Genomic DNA, 15,482 nt, shown 5'->3' on the forward strand with positions numbered 1-15,482 from the left:
GAGCGGGCGGGGGCGCGGACAGCGGCGTGATGCAGATCGTCGTTCAGATATGCAGCACGTTGTGTTGCAGTCCTCAACAGCCGGTGTATGGCGGCGAGGGTGGTCGGCCGGCCGATTCGGTTCGCGATCGGGCGGCAGGGCAGCACGGCCGCGTCAGGCAATCAGCGAACGAAGCGCCGGCGCGTGCCTGAATTGCCTGATCCGTTCGAGCGCCGCCGCTTCGATCTGGCGAACGCGTTCGGCTGACAGGTTCAGCTGTCGGCCGATCTCGCGCAGCGAATACTCGCTTTCGACGTCGATGCCATACCTCAAGCGAAGAATCCATGCTTCGCGCGCCGGCAGGTTGTCGATCAGCGTCGCAACCGCGGCGCGAAGCTGGCCGGCGCTCGCGGCTTCTTCCGGGGTCGGCGCATCGTGGTCGATCACGACGTCGCACAACGTGAGGTCGTGATCGGGCGAAACGGGCGTGTCCGCGGAGACCGGCTCGTGCACGATACTCATCAGGTCGCGGACCTTGCCGACGGGGACTTGCAACTGCGCGGCGAGCGCGGGCGCATCGGCGACGCCGCCGGTTCGCTGCCGGTGCGTTCGCGCGAGCCTCGACAGCTTGTTGATCGCGTCGACCGTATGCGCGGGCACCCGTATCGTGCGGCCCTGATCGGCGATCGCATGCGTGATGGCCTGCCGGACCCACCAGGTCGCGTACGTCCCGAACTTGAAGCCGCGCCGGTGGTCGTAGCGCTCGACCGCCTTCATCAGCCCGATATTGCCTTCCTGGATCAGATCGAGGAACTGCAGGCCGCGATCGGGATATCGTTTGGCGATCGACACGACGAGCCGCAGGTTGCTCTGAAACAGCTTCTTCCTCGCGGGCTGCATCGCACGATCGATGCGCGACAGGCGCGCGTCGATCGCGATCGCGATGTCGAGCGGCAGGCCCGGCTGGCCGGCAAGCTGCGCAAGCGCGGTGCGCGCTTCGAGCAGCACCGGTGCGTGCCGGGCGAGCGCGGTGCCGCAGCCGGGATGCGCGGTCGTGCATGCGTCGAGCCATGCGCGGACGTCGTCGCACGGCGCGAACAGGCCGTGGTGCGGCGCATCGGCGAGGATGCCGGCTTCGGCCAACGTTGCCGTGATGCGTTTCTCGAGCCGGCGGGCTTGCGTCGCGCGTTCGCGAATTGCGCTGCCGATGCGCTCGATCGCCCGCGCGGTAAGGCGGATTCCGCCGGTCAGCTCGGCTGCCTCGCGCATCAGCGACCGATAGCCGGCGGATGCGAAGCCTGCGGTGCGCAGCGTTTCGCTCATCCGCGATGCCAGCGCGGCGGCGCGGTCGAGCGATTCGGCGACGGCATCGCGCGATGCGGTGTCGTCCGCCGACTGGTCGGATTCGTCGTCCAGCGGCGACGAATCGAAATCCGGATCGGGTGCCGCGTCGCTCGCGGGCGAGTCCGCGGGCATTTCCGCGTGCGTGTCGGAATCGCGGACGAACCCTGTCACGTAGACCGAAGCTGCTGCCTTGCCCGCGCGGATGTCGGCGGCAATCGACGCGATGGCGCTCAGCGCGGCCGGATCGCGGCTCATCGCTGCGATGCAGGCCGCGCGACCGCTTTCCAGTTGAAGCGCGAGCGTGATCTCTTCTTCGCGTTCGAGCAGCGGCGTTGCACCCATTTCACGCAGATAGATTCGCACGGGATCGTTCGTGCGGCCCGCGAGCAGATCGGCGGTCGCGAGCGGCGGCGATGCATCGGCGAGCGGCGACGTCGCGGCCGTCGCTCGCGCGAAATGACGATCGAGCGTCCATGCGCTTCGCGAGTCGACATGCTCGCGCATCTCGATCCCAAGCTCGCCGAGCATCGACGCGGCCGCGTCGAAATCCGCGTCTTCGGCCGCTTCGTCGGGCAGCGCATCGACGATTTCGCCGCGTGTCACGTAGCCGCGATCGATGCCGAGCGTGATCAGCGCATGCAGATGCGCGGCGCGTTCGGCGTCCGCGCCGCGATGCGGCGCGGCATCGCCAGCGCGATCAGGCACGTTTCGCATAGACGTTGCACCAGCCTTCGGCGGCGACCGTCTTGCCCGCGAACATCGGGCACGTGCCGGAGGAGTCGCCTTCGGCGCCCTTGTAGAAGCGGCAGTTCGCGCACGTCTGGCCTGCCTGATACTTCGGGAACTTGGCCGCGTCGACGGTCGTCGCTTTCGCGCGGTAGCCGAGCGTCTTCGCGGCGGCGTCGTTTTCGTCGACGGGCGGCGCGGCCGCAAATGCGCGGGTTCCGGCCGCGAGCGCGGCACACAGGCCGGCCGTCTGAATCATGAAGGTTCTGCGATTGCGGGAGATCATGTCGTTTTCCTGAATGAAATGAAAAGATAAAATCTGCCCCGCGCGCCGGGAATACTTCCCGGCGCGGCGGGTGGACCGAAACGAAGGGGACGGAAGCGTTACTTGCGCGGCCCGGCGATGAGCGGCGCCTTCGACGCGTTGGCGGCATCGGCGGTCAGCTTGGTTTTCGACGCGTCATAGCCGTTCGAGTAGAGCAGGAACGCCATCAGGTCCGAGTATTCCTGTTCGGTCATCTTGCCGGGGCGATCGGCCGGCATGTTGCTCGACATGTACTGGTAGATGCCGCCGATCGTGATGTGCGACTTGCCTTCGGGAGCAAAGGATTCACCGCTCAGTGCGGGGGCGGTATTGCCTTCGAGCTGGTCGCCGTGGCATTTCGCACAGGCATCGGCATAGATCTTCTTGCCGTGCTGCACCTGCGCCTGCTCGAACGGCGGTACGTCGTTGCCTTCGCTGGTCGAAACCTTGATGAAGCCGCTCCTTACCGGCTGCGCGGATGCGACCGACCCGTCGAGAAATCGGCCGGGTGCATGCGTACCCGTCGCTTGCGCGACCGTTTCCGGAAGTGCCCAGCCGCGCGTGAGCACCGCGAGACGGCCGTTGCCGCTCATTCGCGACAGGGCCGCGTCGATGCGCTTCCGGAGGTCTTCCTTGCCCGGCCCGAATGCGAAAGACAGTTGCCAGTCCGAGTACGGCGACGCCGTCGCCGCGATCCGGAACTGCTGTTGCGGGTGCGCGCGCTTGTACGCGACGACGCTCGGATACCAGACGATGGCGCGCTGCGCTCGGCCGGCGGCGAGCGCGCCGATCGTTTGCTCGCTGGTGTTTTCCAGATCGAAACGGGCGTTGGCCTGTTGCGCGGCGATCAACTGCGAAGGGCTGCCATACGTGGCCGCGATCGTTTCCTTGGCGCCGGACGTTGCTCGCGCGTCGCGCAGCGACACGCTGACGTAGCCGGAGCGCAGATAGCCCTGCGAGAACATCATTCTGGACCCCGATCCATCGGCGATCTCCGAGCGCGGGAAGCCGGCGATCACGTCGCAGTCGCGTTCGAGCGATTTCTTCAGCTCGCTGGCGGAGATGCCGTCGTCGCCGCCGTCGTCGTCGACACCGCGCTTGTTGAACGATGCGGCGATGCCCGCGGTGCGGAACACTTCACGCGCAACGGATTGGTCGAGCGCCGTGGTCGGGCTGCCGGGCAGCGTGCAGATGCGCACGCCGGCCGACGCGGCTGCCGGTGTCAGCGCCACGCCCACGGCGAGCAGACTGGCGACGGTAACGGGAGTGAGGCGAGTATTCATGATCGTGTTTCCGGTTGAAGCAGTTGGGGCGTCGCGCCCGCATCGGGCGCATGCGGGCGCGACCGTGGCTTGCGCCTGATCAGTCGAGTGCGAACACGTAGAGCGTGCCGCCGCGCGGAACGTCCTTCGCGATGTCGGCCATCGGGCCGCCCCAGATCGGGTTCGCGCCGCCGTAGCCGGCGAGCACGGCGACGTACTCCTTGCCGTCGACCTCATACACCGACGGCTGCGAAATGATGCCGCTCGCGAGTTGCGGGCTTTCCCACAGCACCTTGCCGGTCGCGGTGTCGAACGCGTACAGGTGGCCGTCGAGCGAACCGCTGAACGCGAGGCCGCTCGCGGTGGTCGCGACGCCGCCGTTCCACGGCTTCTTCGACCAGTGGCTCCACAGCTTCTTGCCGGTGTTCACGTCGATTGCCGTCAGTTCGCCGTAGCCTTCGCTACCCGGTTCGGGCTTGATCTCGAAGCCTTCGCCGAGATACGGCAGGCCTTCCTGGTAGCTGACCGACTTGCCGGTCAGGCTCATGCACGCGTGCAGCGCAGGCACGACCGCGATGTTGCGATCCTGGTCGTACGAGATCGACCACCAGTTCTTGCCGCCGAGGAAGCTCGGGCACGTTTCGATCGTCGTGCCGGCCTTCGGGAACTTCGATTCGTCCTGGATCGGCTTGCCGTCGGCCGTGTAGCCGGTGACCGAGGTCGCCTTCACGAACGGCGTCGCATAGATCAGCTTGCCGGTCGTGCGATCGATCGCATGGAAGAAGCCGTTGCGGTCCGCGTGAATGATCGCGTCGTAGTCCTTGCCTTTGTAGCGGATGTCCGCGAGGACGGCCGCGTTCACGCCGTCGTAGTCCCACGTGTCGTTGCTCGTGTACTGGTAGTGCCACTTCAGGTTGCCGTTCTTCGCGTCGAGCGCGAGCAGCGAGTCGGAATACAGGTTGTCGCCGGGGCGCAGCGCCGCGAGCCACGGGCCGGGGTTGCCGACGCCCCAGTACAGCGTGCGGGATGCCGCGTCGTAGGTGCCGGTCAGCCACGCGGCGCCGCCGCCGTGGCTCTGCATGCCGTCGGGCCAGGTCTCCGAGCCTTTCTCGCCGGAACCGGGGATCGTGTAGCGTTTCCAGACCTCCGAGCCGTCGTCCGGATTCAGCGCGGCGATGTAGCCGCGAATGCCGTATTCGCCGCCTGACGTACCGACGACGATTGCGCCTTCGAGCGCGAGCGGCGCGAGCGAGAACGCATAGCCGAGGCCCGGCTCGAACATCTGCTTCTTCCAGACGAGATTGCCGGTCTGTGCGTCGAGCGCCGCGACTTCTCCGTTCAGCATCGCGATATAGACGTTCTTGCCGTACAGCGCGACGCCGCGGTTGACCACGTCGCAGCATGCGGTCTTGAACGATGCCGCGCCGAGCTTCGGCTCGTATTTCCACAGTTGCTTGCCCGTCTTCGCATCGAATGCGTAGACGTTGTCCTTCGGCGTTGTCACGAACAGGTAATTGCCGTTGACGATCGGCGTCGCCTCGAAACCCTGCTTCAGTTCGGCTGGGAACTTGTAGGCCCACACCTGTTTGAGCGCCTTCGCATTCGACGTGTCGATCTGCTTGAGCGGCGAATGCGAGCGGCCGTTGTAGGTGCGGTAGTAGGTCAGCCAGCCCGGATCCTGTTGCGCGTCGGTCAGCCGCTGGTAGGTCACGGCCGGGTAGTCCGCGGCCGCTTCGACGAGTCCGGGGTTCAGCGCGACGGCCGCTGCCGCCGCGATGCCGATCGTCGCCAGCCGGCTCGCTGAAGCCGAGAGTTTCTTCATGATTGTCTCCTGAGTCATTGTGATCGCACCGCCGCGAACGGTTCGTCGCGCCGGCACGGGTGGGGTTCCGGGCCGAATGCGATGCCGTTCACGCAAGTCGCATGCCATCGCGGCGCGAGGGCCGCGCGGTGCGGCGTCGGGCCGCAGCGCGCGCTGCGACGGTGTCAACGAAGGTGTTGCATTCAGGTACACCGCCGTGTGCGAGGTGTTGCCAAACATGACAGGTGGCGTGGCACTCGTGACAGATGGGCGACCTCACGCGCGCATGCCGAACGGAGATGGTGCGCGGCCTGCGCTGCGACGCTTGCGCGCGCTGAACCTGCGGTGCTGGCACGGTTATCGCAAGCTCGCTTCGCGACAAACATATCGCCGCTCGGTTGGAGCACGCGCCACGGCGGAACACAAGGACGGAGACAACGGAAATGATCAGGAGGCCAAAGGCGGTCGGGCGAGGTAATGCGATGCGACGCGGCTGGCGCGCGTGGTACGCCGGCGCGATTTTCAGCCCGATTTTTGGCTCGACCCTCGGCGCGATCGCGCTGTTCGGCCTGTCGACGGCGGGCGTGCATGCGCAGCCGAATGCGGACGGCGCGACGGACGGAACGGCGGCGGCGGGTGCCACCGCGCCGCCTGCCGCTGCCGCTGCCGCTGCCGCCGCCGCCGCCGCCGCTGCCGCACCGCCAGCGTCGGCCGACATGCTGCCCGCGATCGTCGTCGTCGGCACGACGCCGCTGCTCGGAATCGGCACGCCGCTGTCGGAGGTGCCGGCGAACGTGCAGACGGTGCGAGCGGCGGACCTTGACGCACAGCATCGCGCGACGCTGACCGACTTCCTCGCCGCGAACCTGCAGAGCGTGACGATCTCGGACGCGCAGGGCAACCCGTACCAGACGGACGTCAACTATCGCGGCTTCACCGCGTCGCCGCTGCTCGGCACGCCGCAGGGGCTGTCGGTGTTCGTCGACGGCGTGCGCGTGAACGAGCCGTTCGGCGACATCGTGAACTGGGACATCCTGCCCGCGCAGGCGATCGACCGGATGCAGCTGATTCCGGGCTCCAACCCGGTGTACGGACGCAATACGCTCGGCGGCGCGCTCGCGATCACGACGAAGAACGGCAAGTCGAATCCGGGCGGCGAAGCGGAAGCGTCGGGCGGCTCGTGGGGCCGCAAGACCGCCGACATCGAGCAGGGCGGCACGCTCGGCTCGAACCTCGACTACTACGCGACCGCGAACGTCGCGAACGACGGCGGCTGGGCCGACCACAACGCGAGCCGCGTGCGGCAGGCGTTCGGCAAGCTGCGCTACACCGACGCGGACACGACGCTGTCGATCGCCGCGGGCGGCGCCGACAACGCGCTGTACGGCACCCAGACGATCCCGCGCTCGTTCCTCGACAACCGGAAGCAGGCGTACACGTATCCGGACCTGAACCGCAACAGTGCCGGGTACCTGACGCTGTCGGGCGACCGCTTCTTCGGCGAGCACGTCGAACTGAGCGGCAACGCGTACTACCGGCACCTGCGCAATTCCAACCTCAGCAGCAACAACAATACCGACTACGGATCGGTCGGCGCGGACGGCACGGTCGACACGGCGCAGGGTACCAATGCGCAATCGACGATCGTCACCGACAGCTACGGCGGCAGCCTGCAGCTCACGCTGCTCGGCAAGCTCGGCGGGATGTCGAACCAGCTGATCGCGGGCGTCGCGGCGGACTTTGCGAACTCGAGCTACGTCGCGTCGTCGCAGGACGCGTATTTCACCGACACGCGCGCGGCGATCGGCATCGGCGATTTCGTCCGGCAGACGAATGCGAAGACGCGCAATGCGAACCTCGGCGTATACCTGAGCGACGCGCTGTCGCTGACGCCGCACTGGACCCTGACGCTGTCGGGCCGCTACGACTGGTCGAAGTCGCAGATCGGCGACGAGAGCGGTTCGCAGCCGCTGCTCGACGGCAACCATACGTTCTCGCGCTTCAACCCGGCGGTGGGGCTCAACTGGAACCCGGTCGCGGGCTTCACCGCGTACGCGACCTACAACGAAGGGATGCGCTCGCCGACCGCGATCGAACTCGCGTGCGCGGACCCGGCCGCACCGTGCTCGCTGCCGAACGACTTCATCGCCGACCCGGCACTCAAGCCGGTGATCTCGAAGACGTTCGAAGTCGGTGCGCGCGGCCGCATCGGCGCGGCGACGACCTGGAGCGCCGCCGCCTACCGCACGACGCTGACGGACGACATCCAGTTCATCAGCAGTCCTGCGAGCGCGCAGGGCTATTTCCGCAACGTCGGCGACACGCGGCGCCAGGGTATCGAACTCGCGGGCCGCACGCAGTTCGGCCCGGTCGGCGTCGGGCTGTCGTACAGCCATGTCGACGCGACCTATCGCTCGTCGTGGACCGAACACAGCCCCGCGAACTCGACCGCCGACGCGAACGGCAACGTGGCGGTCAAGGCCGGCGACCGCATCCCGGGTATTCCCGCGCACACGGTGAAGCTGCGGCTCGACTACGCGGCGACGCACGCATGGGACATCGGCGCGAACGTCACGTGGCGCAGCGGCGTGTATGCGCGCGGCGACGAGAACAACCAGGACGCGAACGGCAGGATCGCGGGCTACGTGCTCGTCGATCTCGACATGCGGTATCGGATCACGAAGCGCTTCGAGGTGTTCGCGAGCGTGACGAACCTGTTCGACAAGCGCTACGCGAGCTTCGGCGTGCTCGGCCAGAATTTCTTCAACGGGCCGAATCACACGTTCGACGGCGCGAATCCGGTCAACGAACAGTTCGTCGGACCGGGCGCGCCGCGCGGCGCGTGGGTCGGCGTGCGTTATGCGTGGGATTGAGTGTTATATGGCTGCGCCTGCTGTCGCATGACGACGTGAGCCGGCGCCGGCCGTGCCCGACATGCGCCGTCACGTGAACGGCGCCGCCGCGAACATCGCATGCACCGCGCGGGCGACGCTGCGCGCCAATGCCGGGTCGCTCGCCAGATGCCCGGCAGGCACGCGTTCGATTTTGGCGCCGGGCACGGCACGAGCGAGACGGGCGACGTTGTCGACCGGGCAAACGGGGTCGTGCATCCCGTGCGCGGCGAACAGCGGCACGCCTTCGCCAGCGGCCCGCCGCGCGAGTGCGAGCACGCGGCGCTCGCCGAGCCAGCAATCGCGTTGCAGGTAATGCGCCTGGATCCGGTACTTGTCGATCAGCCGGCTGACAGTCTTGTGCGAGCGGATCGCGTGCGCGGGCGAGCGGCGCGTCTGCGACGACGCGAGGACGGCGTTTTCGTATGCGCGCCACGCGAGGGCCACCGCGCGCTGCCGCGCCGCGCCCGCGCCGGGGCGCAGCCGCCGCGCGCAGCACGACAGCAGACGATCCGGCCGGGCGCAGACGGCCGCCGCACACAGGCGCTGCCATTCGCCGGGGGCACGCGTGCGCGACGTCGTGAACAGGCGGCGGACTTCGCGTGGCGACGTCAGGAACAGGCCGCGCAGCACGACGCCGGTCACCCGTGCGGGATGCGTGCCCGCATACGCGAGCGCAAGCGCGGCGCCCCACGATCCGCCGACGACGCCCCAGCGCGCGATGCCGAGCTGCTCGCGTACGGCCTCGAGATCGCCGATCAGCCGCGCGGTGCTGTTGTGGCGCGTGCCGCCGCGCGGCGACGACGCGCCCGCGCCGCGCTGGTCCACGAGCACGACGCGTGTGCGCGTCAGGTCGAACAGGCGCAGGATGCCGGCCTGGCTGCCGCTGCCGGGCCCGCCGTGCAGCACGACGACCGGGTGGCCGTCCGCGGCGCCGGCCATGGTGAACGCGATCGACTGTGCGTCGCGGCGCAGGCGCCGGTGAACGGGGGCGGCGGGCATGACGGGTGATACAGGTGCGCGAGGCCCGGCAGGCGAGACCGGCATGGCGGGCGACGGCGTGAGTCGAATCGGGGTAGGCGTCATGTCGACGTGGCTCGGGCGGAATTGGGGACAACCGTCACTCGGCCGCGTATGCGCCGGGGGCGACTGCTGTGCTTGACCTGAGACAAAGCCAGAACCGCGCCAGGCGCGAAGATCGGGATTCGCACGGGTAGCCGCGAGCCGGGCAATCGCGGTATTACGAAGGCCGAACTGTCCGGCGGCACGATCTCGACCGATCGTTGCCTTGCATCCGGCTTTCAATTCGCGACGCATGACCGAGATCGGACGGCCCGTCCACGCCGCGCCGCTCGCGTGGCCCGATGCTTGCTTGTCATGACGGCAAAGAGTCCGGCAGATGACCGGAAGGATCCCCGGAGGAGACAATGCGCGATGACGTAGATCAGGCGGCCCGGACTCGGGCCGCGCATCCCGCCGGCTGGCCCGCGCCGTCGATCCAGAAAGCCCATGAGCGGTCCGAGACGTTCGGCCTGCAGGTATCGGCACGCCCCGACTACGACGTGCTGTCGAGCGCGGCGCTGGTGCTGAAGCGCGAGCAGAGCCGCGTGCTTTGCGTGCACGCGATGCCGGTGATGGAGACGCTGCACGAGCAGATCGTCAACACGCAGAGCATGATCGTGCTGACCGACGCGGAAGGGCTGATCCTGCATTCGATCGGCGACGACGATTTCCTGCAGCGCGCGGAGAAGGTCGCGCTGCGCCCGGGCGCGAACTGGGCGGAGAGCCGGCAGGGCACCAACGCGATCGGCACGGCGCTCGCCGAGCTGTGCCCGATGGTGGTCCACGGCGACCAGCACTTCCTGGCCGCGAACCGCTTCCTGACCTGTTCGAGCGTGCCGATCCTCGACCCGTACGGCGACGCGATCGGCGTGCTCGACGTGACGGGCGACCACCGCAGCTATCACCAGCACACGATGGCGCTCGCGAAGATGTCGGTGCAGATGATCGAGAATCACCTGTTTACGACGACCTTTCAGGAAACGCTGCAGGTGTCGTTCCATGGCCGTCCCGAGTTTCTCGGCACGCTGATGGAGGGGATCGTCGCGTTCACCGCCGACGGCCGCTTCCTGTCGGCCAATCGCAGCGCGCAGTTCCAGCTCGGCATGCCGCTCGCGGTGCTGCGCGCGCATACGCTGTCGTCGCTGTTCGACATCACGAGCGCGCAGCTGATCGACCGCATGCGCGCGAGCACCGACCGGCACCTGATGCTGAACCTCGGCACCGGCGCGGTGGTCTGCGCGCGCGTGCACTTCCGGCGTGCGACGCTCGCGGAAGGCAGCCGGCCGACGGACGTCCACGACGCGGGCGCGCCGGCCGTGCGCGCGAGCACGGTGCCGGCGCCGGCGGCGGGCACGTCGGCGGGCCTGTCGCGGCTCAACTATCTCGACACCGGCGATCCGCAGGTTGCGTGCGTGATCGCGAAGGTGCGCAAGGTGATCGGCAAGGACATTCCGATCCTGATCACCGGCGAGACCGGCACCGGCAAGGAACTGCTCGCGCAGGCGATCCACAACGACTCGCCGCGTCGCGACGCGCCGTTCGTCGCGGTCAACTGCGCATCGATTCCGGAGACGCTGATCGAATCCGAGCTGTTCGGCTATGAGGAGGGCGCATTCACCGGCGCGCGCCGCAAGGGGGCGATCGGCAAGCTGCTGCAGGCAAACGGCGGCACGCTTTTCCTCGACGAGATCGGCGACATGCCGTATCCGCTGCAGGTGCGGCTGCTGCGCGTGCTGCAGGAGCGCCTCGTCAACCCGCTCGGGTCGACGAAGACGATCGCCGTGGACATCTCGATCATCTGCGCGACGCACCGCGACCTGCGCGACATGATTGCGCAGAACCGCTTCCGCGAGGATCTCTACTACCGGCTGAACGGCCTCGTGGTGCGCCTGCCGCCGCTGCGCGACCGCACCGATCTCGCGGTCGTCGTGCAGAAGATGCTGCAACGCGAAGCATTCGCGGGCTCCGACCGCCCGCCGCTCTCCGTCGCGCCGGATGTGATGGCGCTGTTCGTGCGCTGCACGTGGCCCGGCAACTTCCGCCAGCTCGGCAACCTGCTGCGCACGGCGGCGGCGATGGTCGACGACGATGGCGAAATCCGGCGCGAGCACCTGCCGGACGATTTCTTCGACGACCTGCGCCGCGGCGATGCGCCGGCCGAGCCGGCCGCGCAGCACGATCCGGCCGCCGCACCGTGTGCCGTGGAGGCGTTCCCGCCTGCCGACGCGCGCTTGCAGGACGTCGCCGCGTCCGCGATCGCCGCCGCGCTGGCCCGTCACGGCGGCAACGTGTCGGCCGCGGCGCGCGCGCTCGGCGTGTCGCGCAACACGATCTACCGGAAGATGCCGGCGGCCGACGCGGAGCGCCAACCGTCCGAGGAAAGCTGACGCGCGGGCCGCGCGATCGCGGTTGCGCGGCCCGCGATCCGCCACTGCCGGTGTGTCAAGTTGCAACACCCGTTGCAACACCGGTGTTCAACGATTCAACACCTGTCACCGCCCCCGCGCATCGTGCCGCCGGGGCGGCGAATCGCATCCGCGCGAATCGTGTCGGCTAATCGTAAGGATTTCGTCCCGATGCCTGCGCGACGGCCATGTGCCGCCGTCGCGCAGGCAAAGTGCGGCTTCGGCACGCTCCTTGCTGAAGAGGAACCGACCGCCAGATTGCCGCGGTTGTCGGACTCACCGACACGACTTACCAACCCAACCAGGAGACACATCATGCAGTGGACGACCCCGTCTTACACCGACCTGCGCTTCGGCTTCGAAATCACGATGTACATCGCCAACCGCTGATCGTCGCGATGCGCCGTCCGTGCCGCGATGCGCGGCGCGGACGGCCTCGGGAGCTGACGCCCATGAAGATCAAGATACTCGGCTCGGGAGCCGGCGGCGGCCTGCCGCAATGGAACTGCAATTGCGCGAACTGTCGCCGCGCGCGCAGCGGAAGCGGCCATGTGCTGCCGCGCACGCAGTCGTCGCTCGCGGTCAGCGCGGACGGTATCGACTGGATTCTCGTCAACGCGTCGCCCGACATTCTTTCCCAGTTGCGCGCGAATCCGGACCTGCAGCCGGCGCGCGCGATCCGCGACAGCGGCATCGCCGCCGTCGTGCTGTGCGACGCGCAGATCGATCACGTGACCGGCCTGCTGATGCTGCGCGAGCGTTCGACGCCGCTGCCGCTCTACGCGAGCGCGCCGGTGCTCGACGACCTGTCGACCGGGCTGCCGCTCGTGCCGCTGCTCGGCCACTACTGCGGCGTCGATGCGCACACGATCGCGCTCGGCGAGCCGTTCACGGTGCCGGCGGCGCGCGGCATCCGCTTCACCGCGATTCCCGTCGACAGCAAGGCGCCGCCGTATTCGCCGCGGCGCGCGTCGGCCGCGCCCGGCGACAACATCGCGCTGTCGATCGAAGACGTCGCGAGCGGCCGGCGCGCGTTTTATGCGCCGGGGCTCGCGGCCGTTTCCGACGACGTGCGCGCAGCGATGGACGGCGCCGACCTCGTGCTGGTGGACGGCACGTTCTGGACCGGCACCGAGATGATCGACCTCGGCCTGTCGAGCAAGCACGCGGCCGACATGGGGCATCTCGCGCAGTGCGCGGAACACGGGCAGCACGGCATGATCGACTGGCTCGACATGCTGCCCGCGCGCACGCGCAAGGTGCTCACGCACATCAACAACACGAACCCGATTCTCGACCCGCATTCCGTCGAGCACGCGCACCTGCGCGCGCATGGCATCGACGTCGCGCACGACGGCATGCAATTCCAGGTCTGACCATGAACGCACCGATCCCCGCTACGGCGTTGCACGCGACGCCCTGGACCGCGACCGAATTCGAGGCGCGCCTGCGCGCGCTCGAATCGCGCTATCACATCCATCACCCGTTCAACCGGCGGCTCAACAGTGGCGCGTGTTCGCCCGCGCAGATCCGCGGCTGGGTCGCGAACCGCTTCTACTACCAGATCAACATCCCGCTCAAGGATGCGGCGATCCTGTCGAACTGCCCCGATCGCGACACGCGGCGGCGGTGGATCCAGCGGCTGATCGATCACGACGGGCAGGGCGACAACGAAGGCGGCATCGAGGCGTGGGTTCGGCTGGGCGAGGCGTGCGGTCTCGATCGCGCCGAGCTGTGGTCGCTCGAACACGTGCTGCCCGGCGTGCGCTTCGCGGTCGACGCGTATGTGAATTTCGCGCGGCGCGCGCCGTGGCAGGAAGCCGTGTGCTCGTCGCTGACGGAGATGTTCGCGCCGCAGATCCATCTCGACCGGCTCGCGGGCTGGCCGTCGCACTACCCGTGGATCGAGCCGGACGGGCTGCATTACTTCCGCAGCCGCGTGCCGCTCGCGCAGCGCGACGTCGAGCACGGGCTTGCGGTCACGCTGCAGCATTTCACGACGCCGGATGCGCAGCAGCGCGCGCTCGGCATCCTGCAATTCAAGCTCGACATTCTGTGGTCGATGCTCGACGCCGTCGAAAAGGCCTACCCCGTATGAACGCGATCGATGCCGCCAGCGGCGTGCCGCTGCGCCCCTGCCTGAGGGGCATGTACCGCCTGCAGTGGGAGGTGGCCCAGGATGCCTACGTGCTTCTCTATCCGGAAGGAATGGTCAAGCTCAACCCGAGCGCGGCCGAGATACTCGTGCGCTGCGACGGCACGCGCGAGCTCGACGACATCATTGGCGAACTCGAGTGCCTGTTCAGCACGTCGGACCTTGCCTCCGACGTATACCGTTTCCTCGATCACGCGCGGCTGCGCGGCTGGCTCGACTGACATGGCGCCCGACACTTCCCGTCCGTCCGCGCCGCTGTGGCTGCTCGCGGAACTCACGTACCGCTGCCCGCTGCATTGCGCGTTCTGCTACAACCCCGTCGACTTCGCGACGCACGGCGCGGAACTCGACACCGATGCGTGGCGCGCGGTGATAAGCGATGCGCGCGCGCTCGGCGCCGCGCAGATCGGCTTCTCGGGCGGCGAGCCGCTGCAGCGCGGCGACCTCGAGGCGCTCGTCGCGCATGCGCGCGGGCTCGGCTTCTACACGAACCTGATCACGTCGGGCATCGGGCTGAACGTCGCGCGTATCGAGCGGCTCAAGGCAGCCGGGCTCGACCACATCCAGTTGTCGCTGCAGGATTCGACGCGCGAGCTGAACGATTTCCTGACCAGCACGCGCACGTTCGAGCTGAAGCGCGACGTCGCGCGGCTGATCAAGGCGCACGGCTACCCGATGGTGCTCAACTGCGTGCTGCATCGCTACAACCTGCCGCACGTGGGGCAGATCATCGAGATGGCGCTCGATCTCGGCGCCGATTACCTGGAGCTCGCGAACACGCAGTACTACGGCTGGGCGATGCTGAATCGCGACCAGCTCATGCCGACCGTCGAACAGGTGCGCGAAGCCGAGGACACGGTGAATCGCTATCGCAAGCTGGTCGGCGAGCGCTGCCGGATCCTGTTCGTCGTGCCCGACTATTTCGAGGCGCGCCCGAAAGCGTGCATGAACGGCTGGGGCTCGGTGTTTCTCGGCGTCGCGCCTGACGGCACCGCGCTGCCGTGCCATGCCGCGCGTTCGCTGCCGGGGCTCGCGCTGCCGAACGTGCGCGACCGGTCGCTGAAGGAAATCTGGTACGACAGCGACGCGTTCAACGCGTTTCGCGGCGATGACTGGATGCGCGAGCCGTGCCGCACGTGCGACGAGCGGCATACGGATCACGGCGGCTGCCGGTGCCAGGCGTACCTGCTGGCCGGCGACCCGAAGGAAGCCGATCCGGTGTGCGCGAAGTCAGCGCATCACGGCCAGGTCGAGCAGGCGGTGCAATTCGCGCGGCGACCGGCGCCGCGCGACGAGCAGCCGCTGGTGTTTCGCAGCAAGGAGAATTCGCTCGCGCAATGCGGGACGGCGTGCGACCGCTGACGAGATGCGGCGACGACGGCTTCGTCACCGACCCAGCGTCCGCGCGGCAACCGTCGCGCCAGTAGCGCAAGAAATGCCTTCCCGCAGCCAGCGAAACCCGAAACAGACGTGAACGGGCGCTGACGCCTGCCGCCGCGCGCTCGCCTATCCGCATCCGGATGCAACACCGGTGGCGACGAGATCGATCGTCG

12 protein-coding genes are annotated in these 15,482 nt (G+C 68.2%); 7 read left to right on the forward strand and 5 right to left on the reverse strand.

The annotated features are described in order from the left end of the window. Positions 1 to 153 precede the first annotated feature (153 nt). The 4 genes from ACM6JT_RS35235 to ACM6JT_RS35250 all read right to left on the reverse strand — a co-directional run bounded on the left by ACM6JT_RS35235 (position 154) and on the right by ACM6JT_RS35250 (position 5,311). Positions 154 to 2,037: a sigma-70 family RNA polymerase sigma factor gene (locus ACM6JT_RS35235; protein WP_414858210.1), complete on the reverse strand. Its 1,884-nt coding sequence runs from the start codon at positions 2,035 to 2,037 to the stop codon at positions 154 to 156. After that, the gene (locus tag ACM6JT_RS35240) at positions 2,021 to 2,335 is read right to left on the reverse strand and encodes a high-potential iron-sulfur protein (protein WP_034180793.1); all 315 of its coding nucleotides are present in this window, start codon (positions 2,333 to 2,335) and stop codon (positions 2,021 to 2,023) included. Before ACM6JT_RS35240 ends, ACM6JT_RS35235 begins: the two co-directional genes overlap by 17 nt. A gap of 98 nt (positions 2,336 to 2,433) precedes the next feature. Next, entirely contained in the window at positions 2,434 to 3,636 is a 1,203-nt protein-coding gene (locus ACM6JT_RS35245; RefSeq protein WP_414858211.1) for a c-type cytochrome, read from the reverse strand. A gap of 79 nt (positions 3,637 to 3,715) precedes the next feature. Beyond that, positions 3,716 to 5,311: a methanol/ethanol family PQQ-dependent dehydrogenase gene (locus tag ACM6JT_RS35250; RefSeq protein WP_407972602.1), complete on the reverse strand. Its 1,596-nt coding sequence runs from the start codon at positions 5,309 to 5,311 to the stop codon at positions 3,716 to 3,718. Positions 5,312 to 5,859: 548 nt separating this feature from the next. Here ACM6JT_RS35250 and ACM6JT_RS35255 point away from each other — a divergent pair. Then, a complete protein-coding gene (locus ACM6JT_RS35255) occupies positions 5,860 to 8,289 on the forward strand; it encodes a TonB-dependent receptor (protein ID WP_414858212.1) in 2,430 nt (809 codons plus the stop codon). Between the two features lie 69 nt (positions 8,290 to 8,358). Here the strand turns inward: ACM6JT_RS35255 and ACM6JT_RS35260 are convergent, their stop codons facing one another. After that, positions 8,359 to 9,309, reverse strand: coding sequence for an alpha/beta fold hydrolase (locus tag ACM6JT_RS35260; RefSeq protein ID WP_414858213.1), 951 nt, complete (start codon positions 9,307 to 9,309; stop codon positions 8,359 to 8,361). Between the two features lie 425 nt (positions 9,310 to 9,734). Between ACM6JT_RS35260 and ACM6JT_RS35265 the strand changes: the two genes are divergently transcribed. The 6 genes from ACM6JT_RS35265 to pqqE all read left to right on the forward strand — a co-directional run bounded on the left by ACM6JT_RS35265 (position 9,735) and on the right by pqqE (position 15,291). Then, positions 9,735 to 11,756 carry a sigma-54-dependent Fis family transcriptional regulator gene (locus tag ACM6JT_RS35265; RefSeq protein ID WP_414858214.1) on the forward strand — a complete coding sequence of 674 codons (2,022 nt, stop codon included), beginning with the start codon at positions 9,735 to 9,737 and terminating at the stop codon, positions 11,754 to 11,756. Positions 11,757 to 12,089: 333 nt separating this feature from the next. Continuing rightward, entirely contained in the window at positions 12,090 to 12,164 is a 75-nt protein-coding gene (gene pqqA / locus ACM6JT_RS35270; protein WP_006485436.1) for a pyrroloquinoline quinone precursor peptide PqqA, read from the forward strand. Positions 12,165 to 12,226: 62 nt separating this feature from the next. Continuing rightward, on the forward strand, positions 12,227 to 13,150 hold the full coding sequence (pqqB, locus tag ACM6JT_RS35275) for a pyrroloquinoline quinone biosynthesis protein PqqB (protein ID WP_034180787.1): 924 nt from the start codon (positions 12,227 to 12,229) through the stop codon (positions 13,148 to 13,150). A gap of 2 nt (positions 13,151 to 13,152) precedes the next feature. Then, positions 13,153 to 13,872 (forward strand): pyrroloquinoline-quinone synthase PqqC, encoded by a 720-nt coding sequence (pqqC, locus tag ACM6JT_RS35280; RefSeq protein WP_034180786.1) that lies wholly within the window; start codon positions 13,153 to 13,155, stop codon positions 13,870 to 13,872. Next, the gene (pqqD, locus tag ACM6JT_RS35285; protein ID WP_034180785.1) at positions 13,869 to 14,150 is read left to right on the forward strand and encodes a pyrroloquinoline quinone biosynthesis peptide chaperone PqqD; all 282 of its coding nucleotides are present in this window, start codon (positions 13,869 to 13,871) and stop codon (positions 14,148 to 14,150) included. The genes pqqC and pqqD overlap by 4 nt, the downstream gene beginning before the upstream one ends. A 1-nt stretch (position 14,151) precedes the next feature. Next, positions 14,152 to 15,291, forward strand: a complete 1,140-nt coding sequence (gene pqqE / locus ACM6JT_RS35290; protein ID WP_034180784.1) for a pyrroloquinoline quinone biosynthesis protein PqqE — start codon at positions 14,152 to 14,154, stop codon at positions 15,289 to 15,291. Positions 15,292 to 15,482: the final 191 nt, after the last annotated feature.

Source organism: Burkholderia sp. IT-111MI5 (genome assembly GCF_949752865.1).
Classification (GTDB): Bacteria; Pseudomonadota; Gammaproteobacteria; order Burkholderiales; family Burkholderiaceae; genus Burkholderia; species Burkholderia pyrrocinia_C.

Excerpts from the sequence above, each read along its gene's own strand:
- ACM6JT_RS35235 (WP_414858210.1), bottom strand. The coding sequence starts at position 2,037 with ATGCGAAACGTGCCTGATCGCGCTGGCGATGCCGCGCCGCATCGCGGC.
- ACM6JT_RS35240 (WP_034180793.1), bottom strand. The coding sequence starts at position 2,335 with ATGATCTCCCGCAATCGCAGAACCTTCATGATTCAGACGGCCGGCCTG.
- pqqB (WP_034180787.1), top strand. The coding sequence starts at position 12,227 with ATGAAGATCAAGATACTCGGCTCGGGAGCCGGCGGCGGCCTGCCGCAA.
- ACM6JT_RS35265 (WP_414858214.1), top strand. The coding sequence starts at position 9,735 with ATGCGCGATGACGTAGATCAGGCGGCCCGGACTCGGGCCGCGCATCCC.
- ACM6JT_RS35245 (WP_414858211.1), bottom strand. The coding sequence starts at position 3,636 with ATGAATACTCGCCTCACTCCCGTTACCGTCGCCAGTCTGCTCGCCGTG.
- pqqD (WP_034180785.1), top strand. The coding sequence starts at position 13,869 with ATGAACGCGATCGATGCCGCCAGCGGCGTGCCGCTGCGCCCCTGCCTG.
- ACM6JT_RS35260 (WP_414858213.1), bottom strand. The coding sequence starts at position 9,309 with ATGCCCGCCGCCCCCGTTCACCGGCGCCTGCGCCGCGACGCACAGTCG.
- pqqE (WP_034180784.1), top strand. The coding sequence starts at position 14,152 with ATGGCGCCCGACACTTCCCGTCCGTCCGCGCCGCTGTGGCTGCTCGCG.
- pqqC (WP_034180786.1), top strand. The coding sequence starts at position 13,153 with ATGAACGCACCGATCCCCGCTACGGCGTTGCACGCGACGCCCTGGACC.
- ACM6JT_RS35255 (WP_414858212.1), top strand. The coding sequence starts at position 5,860 with ATGATCAGGAGGCCAAAGGCGGTCGGGCGAGGTAATGCGATGCGACGC.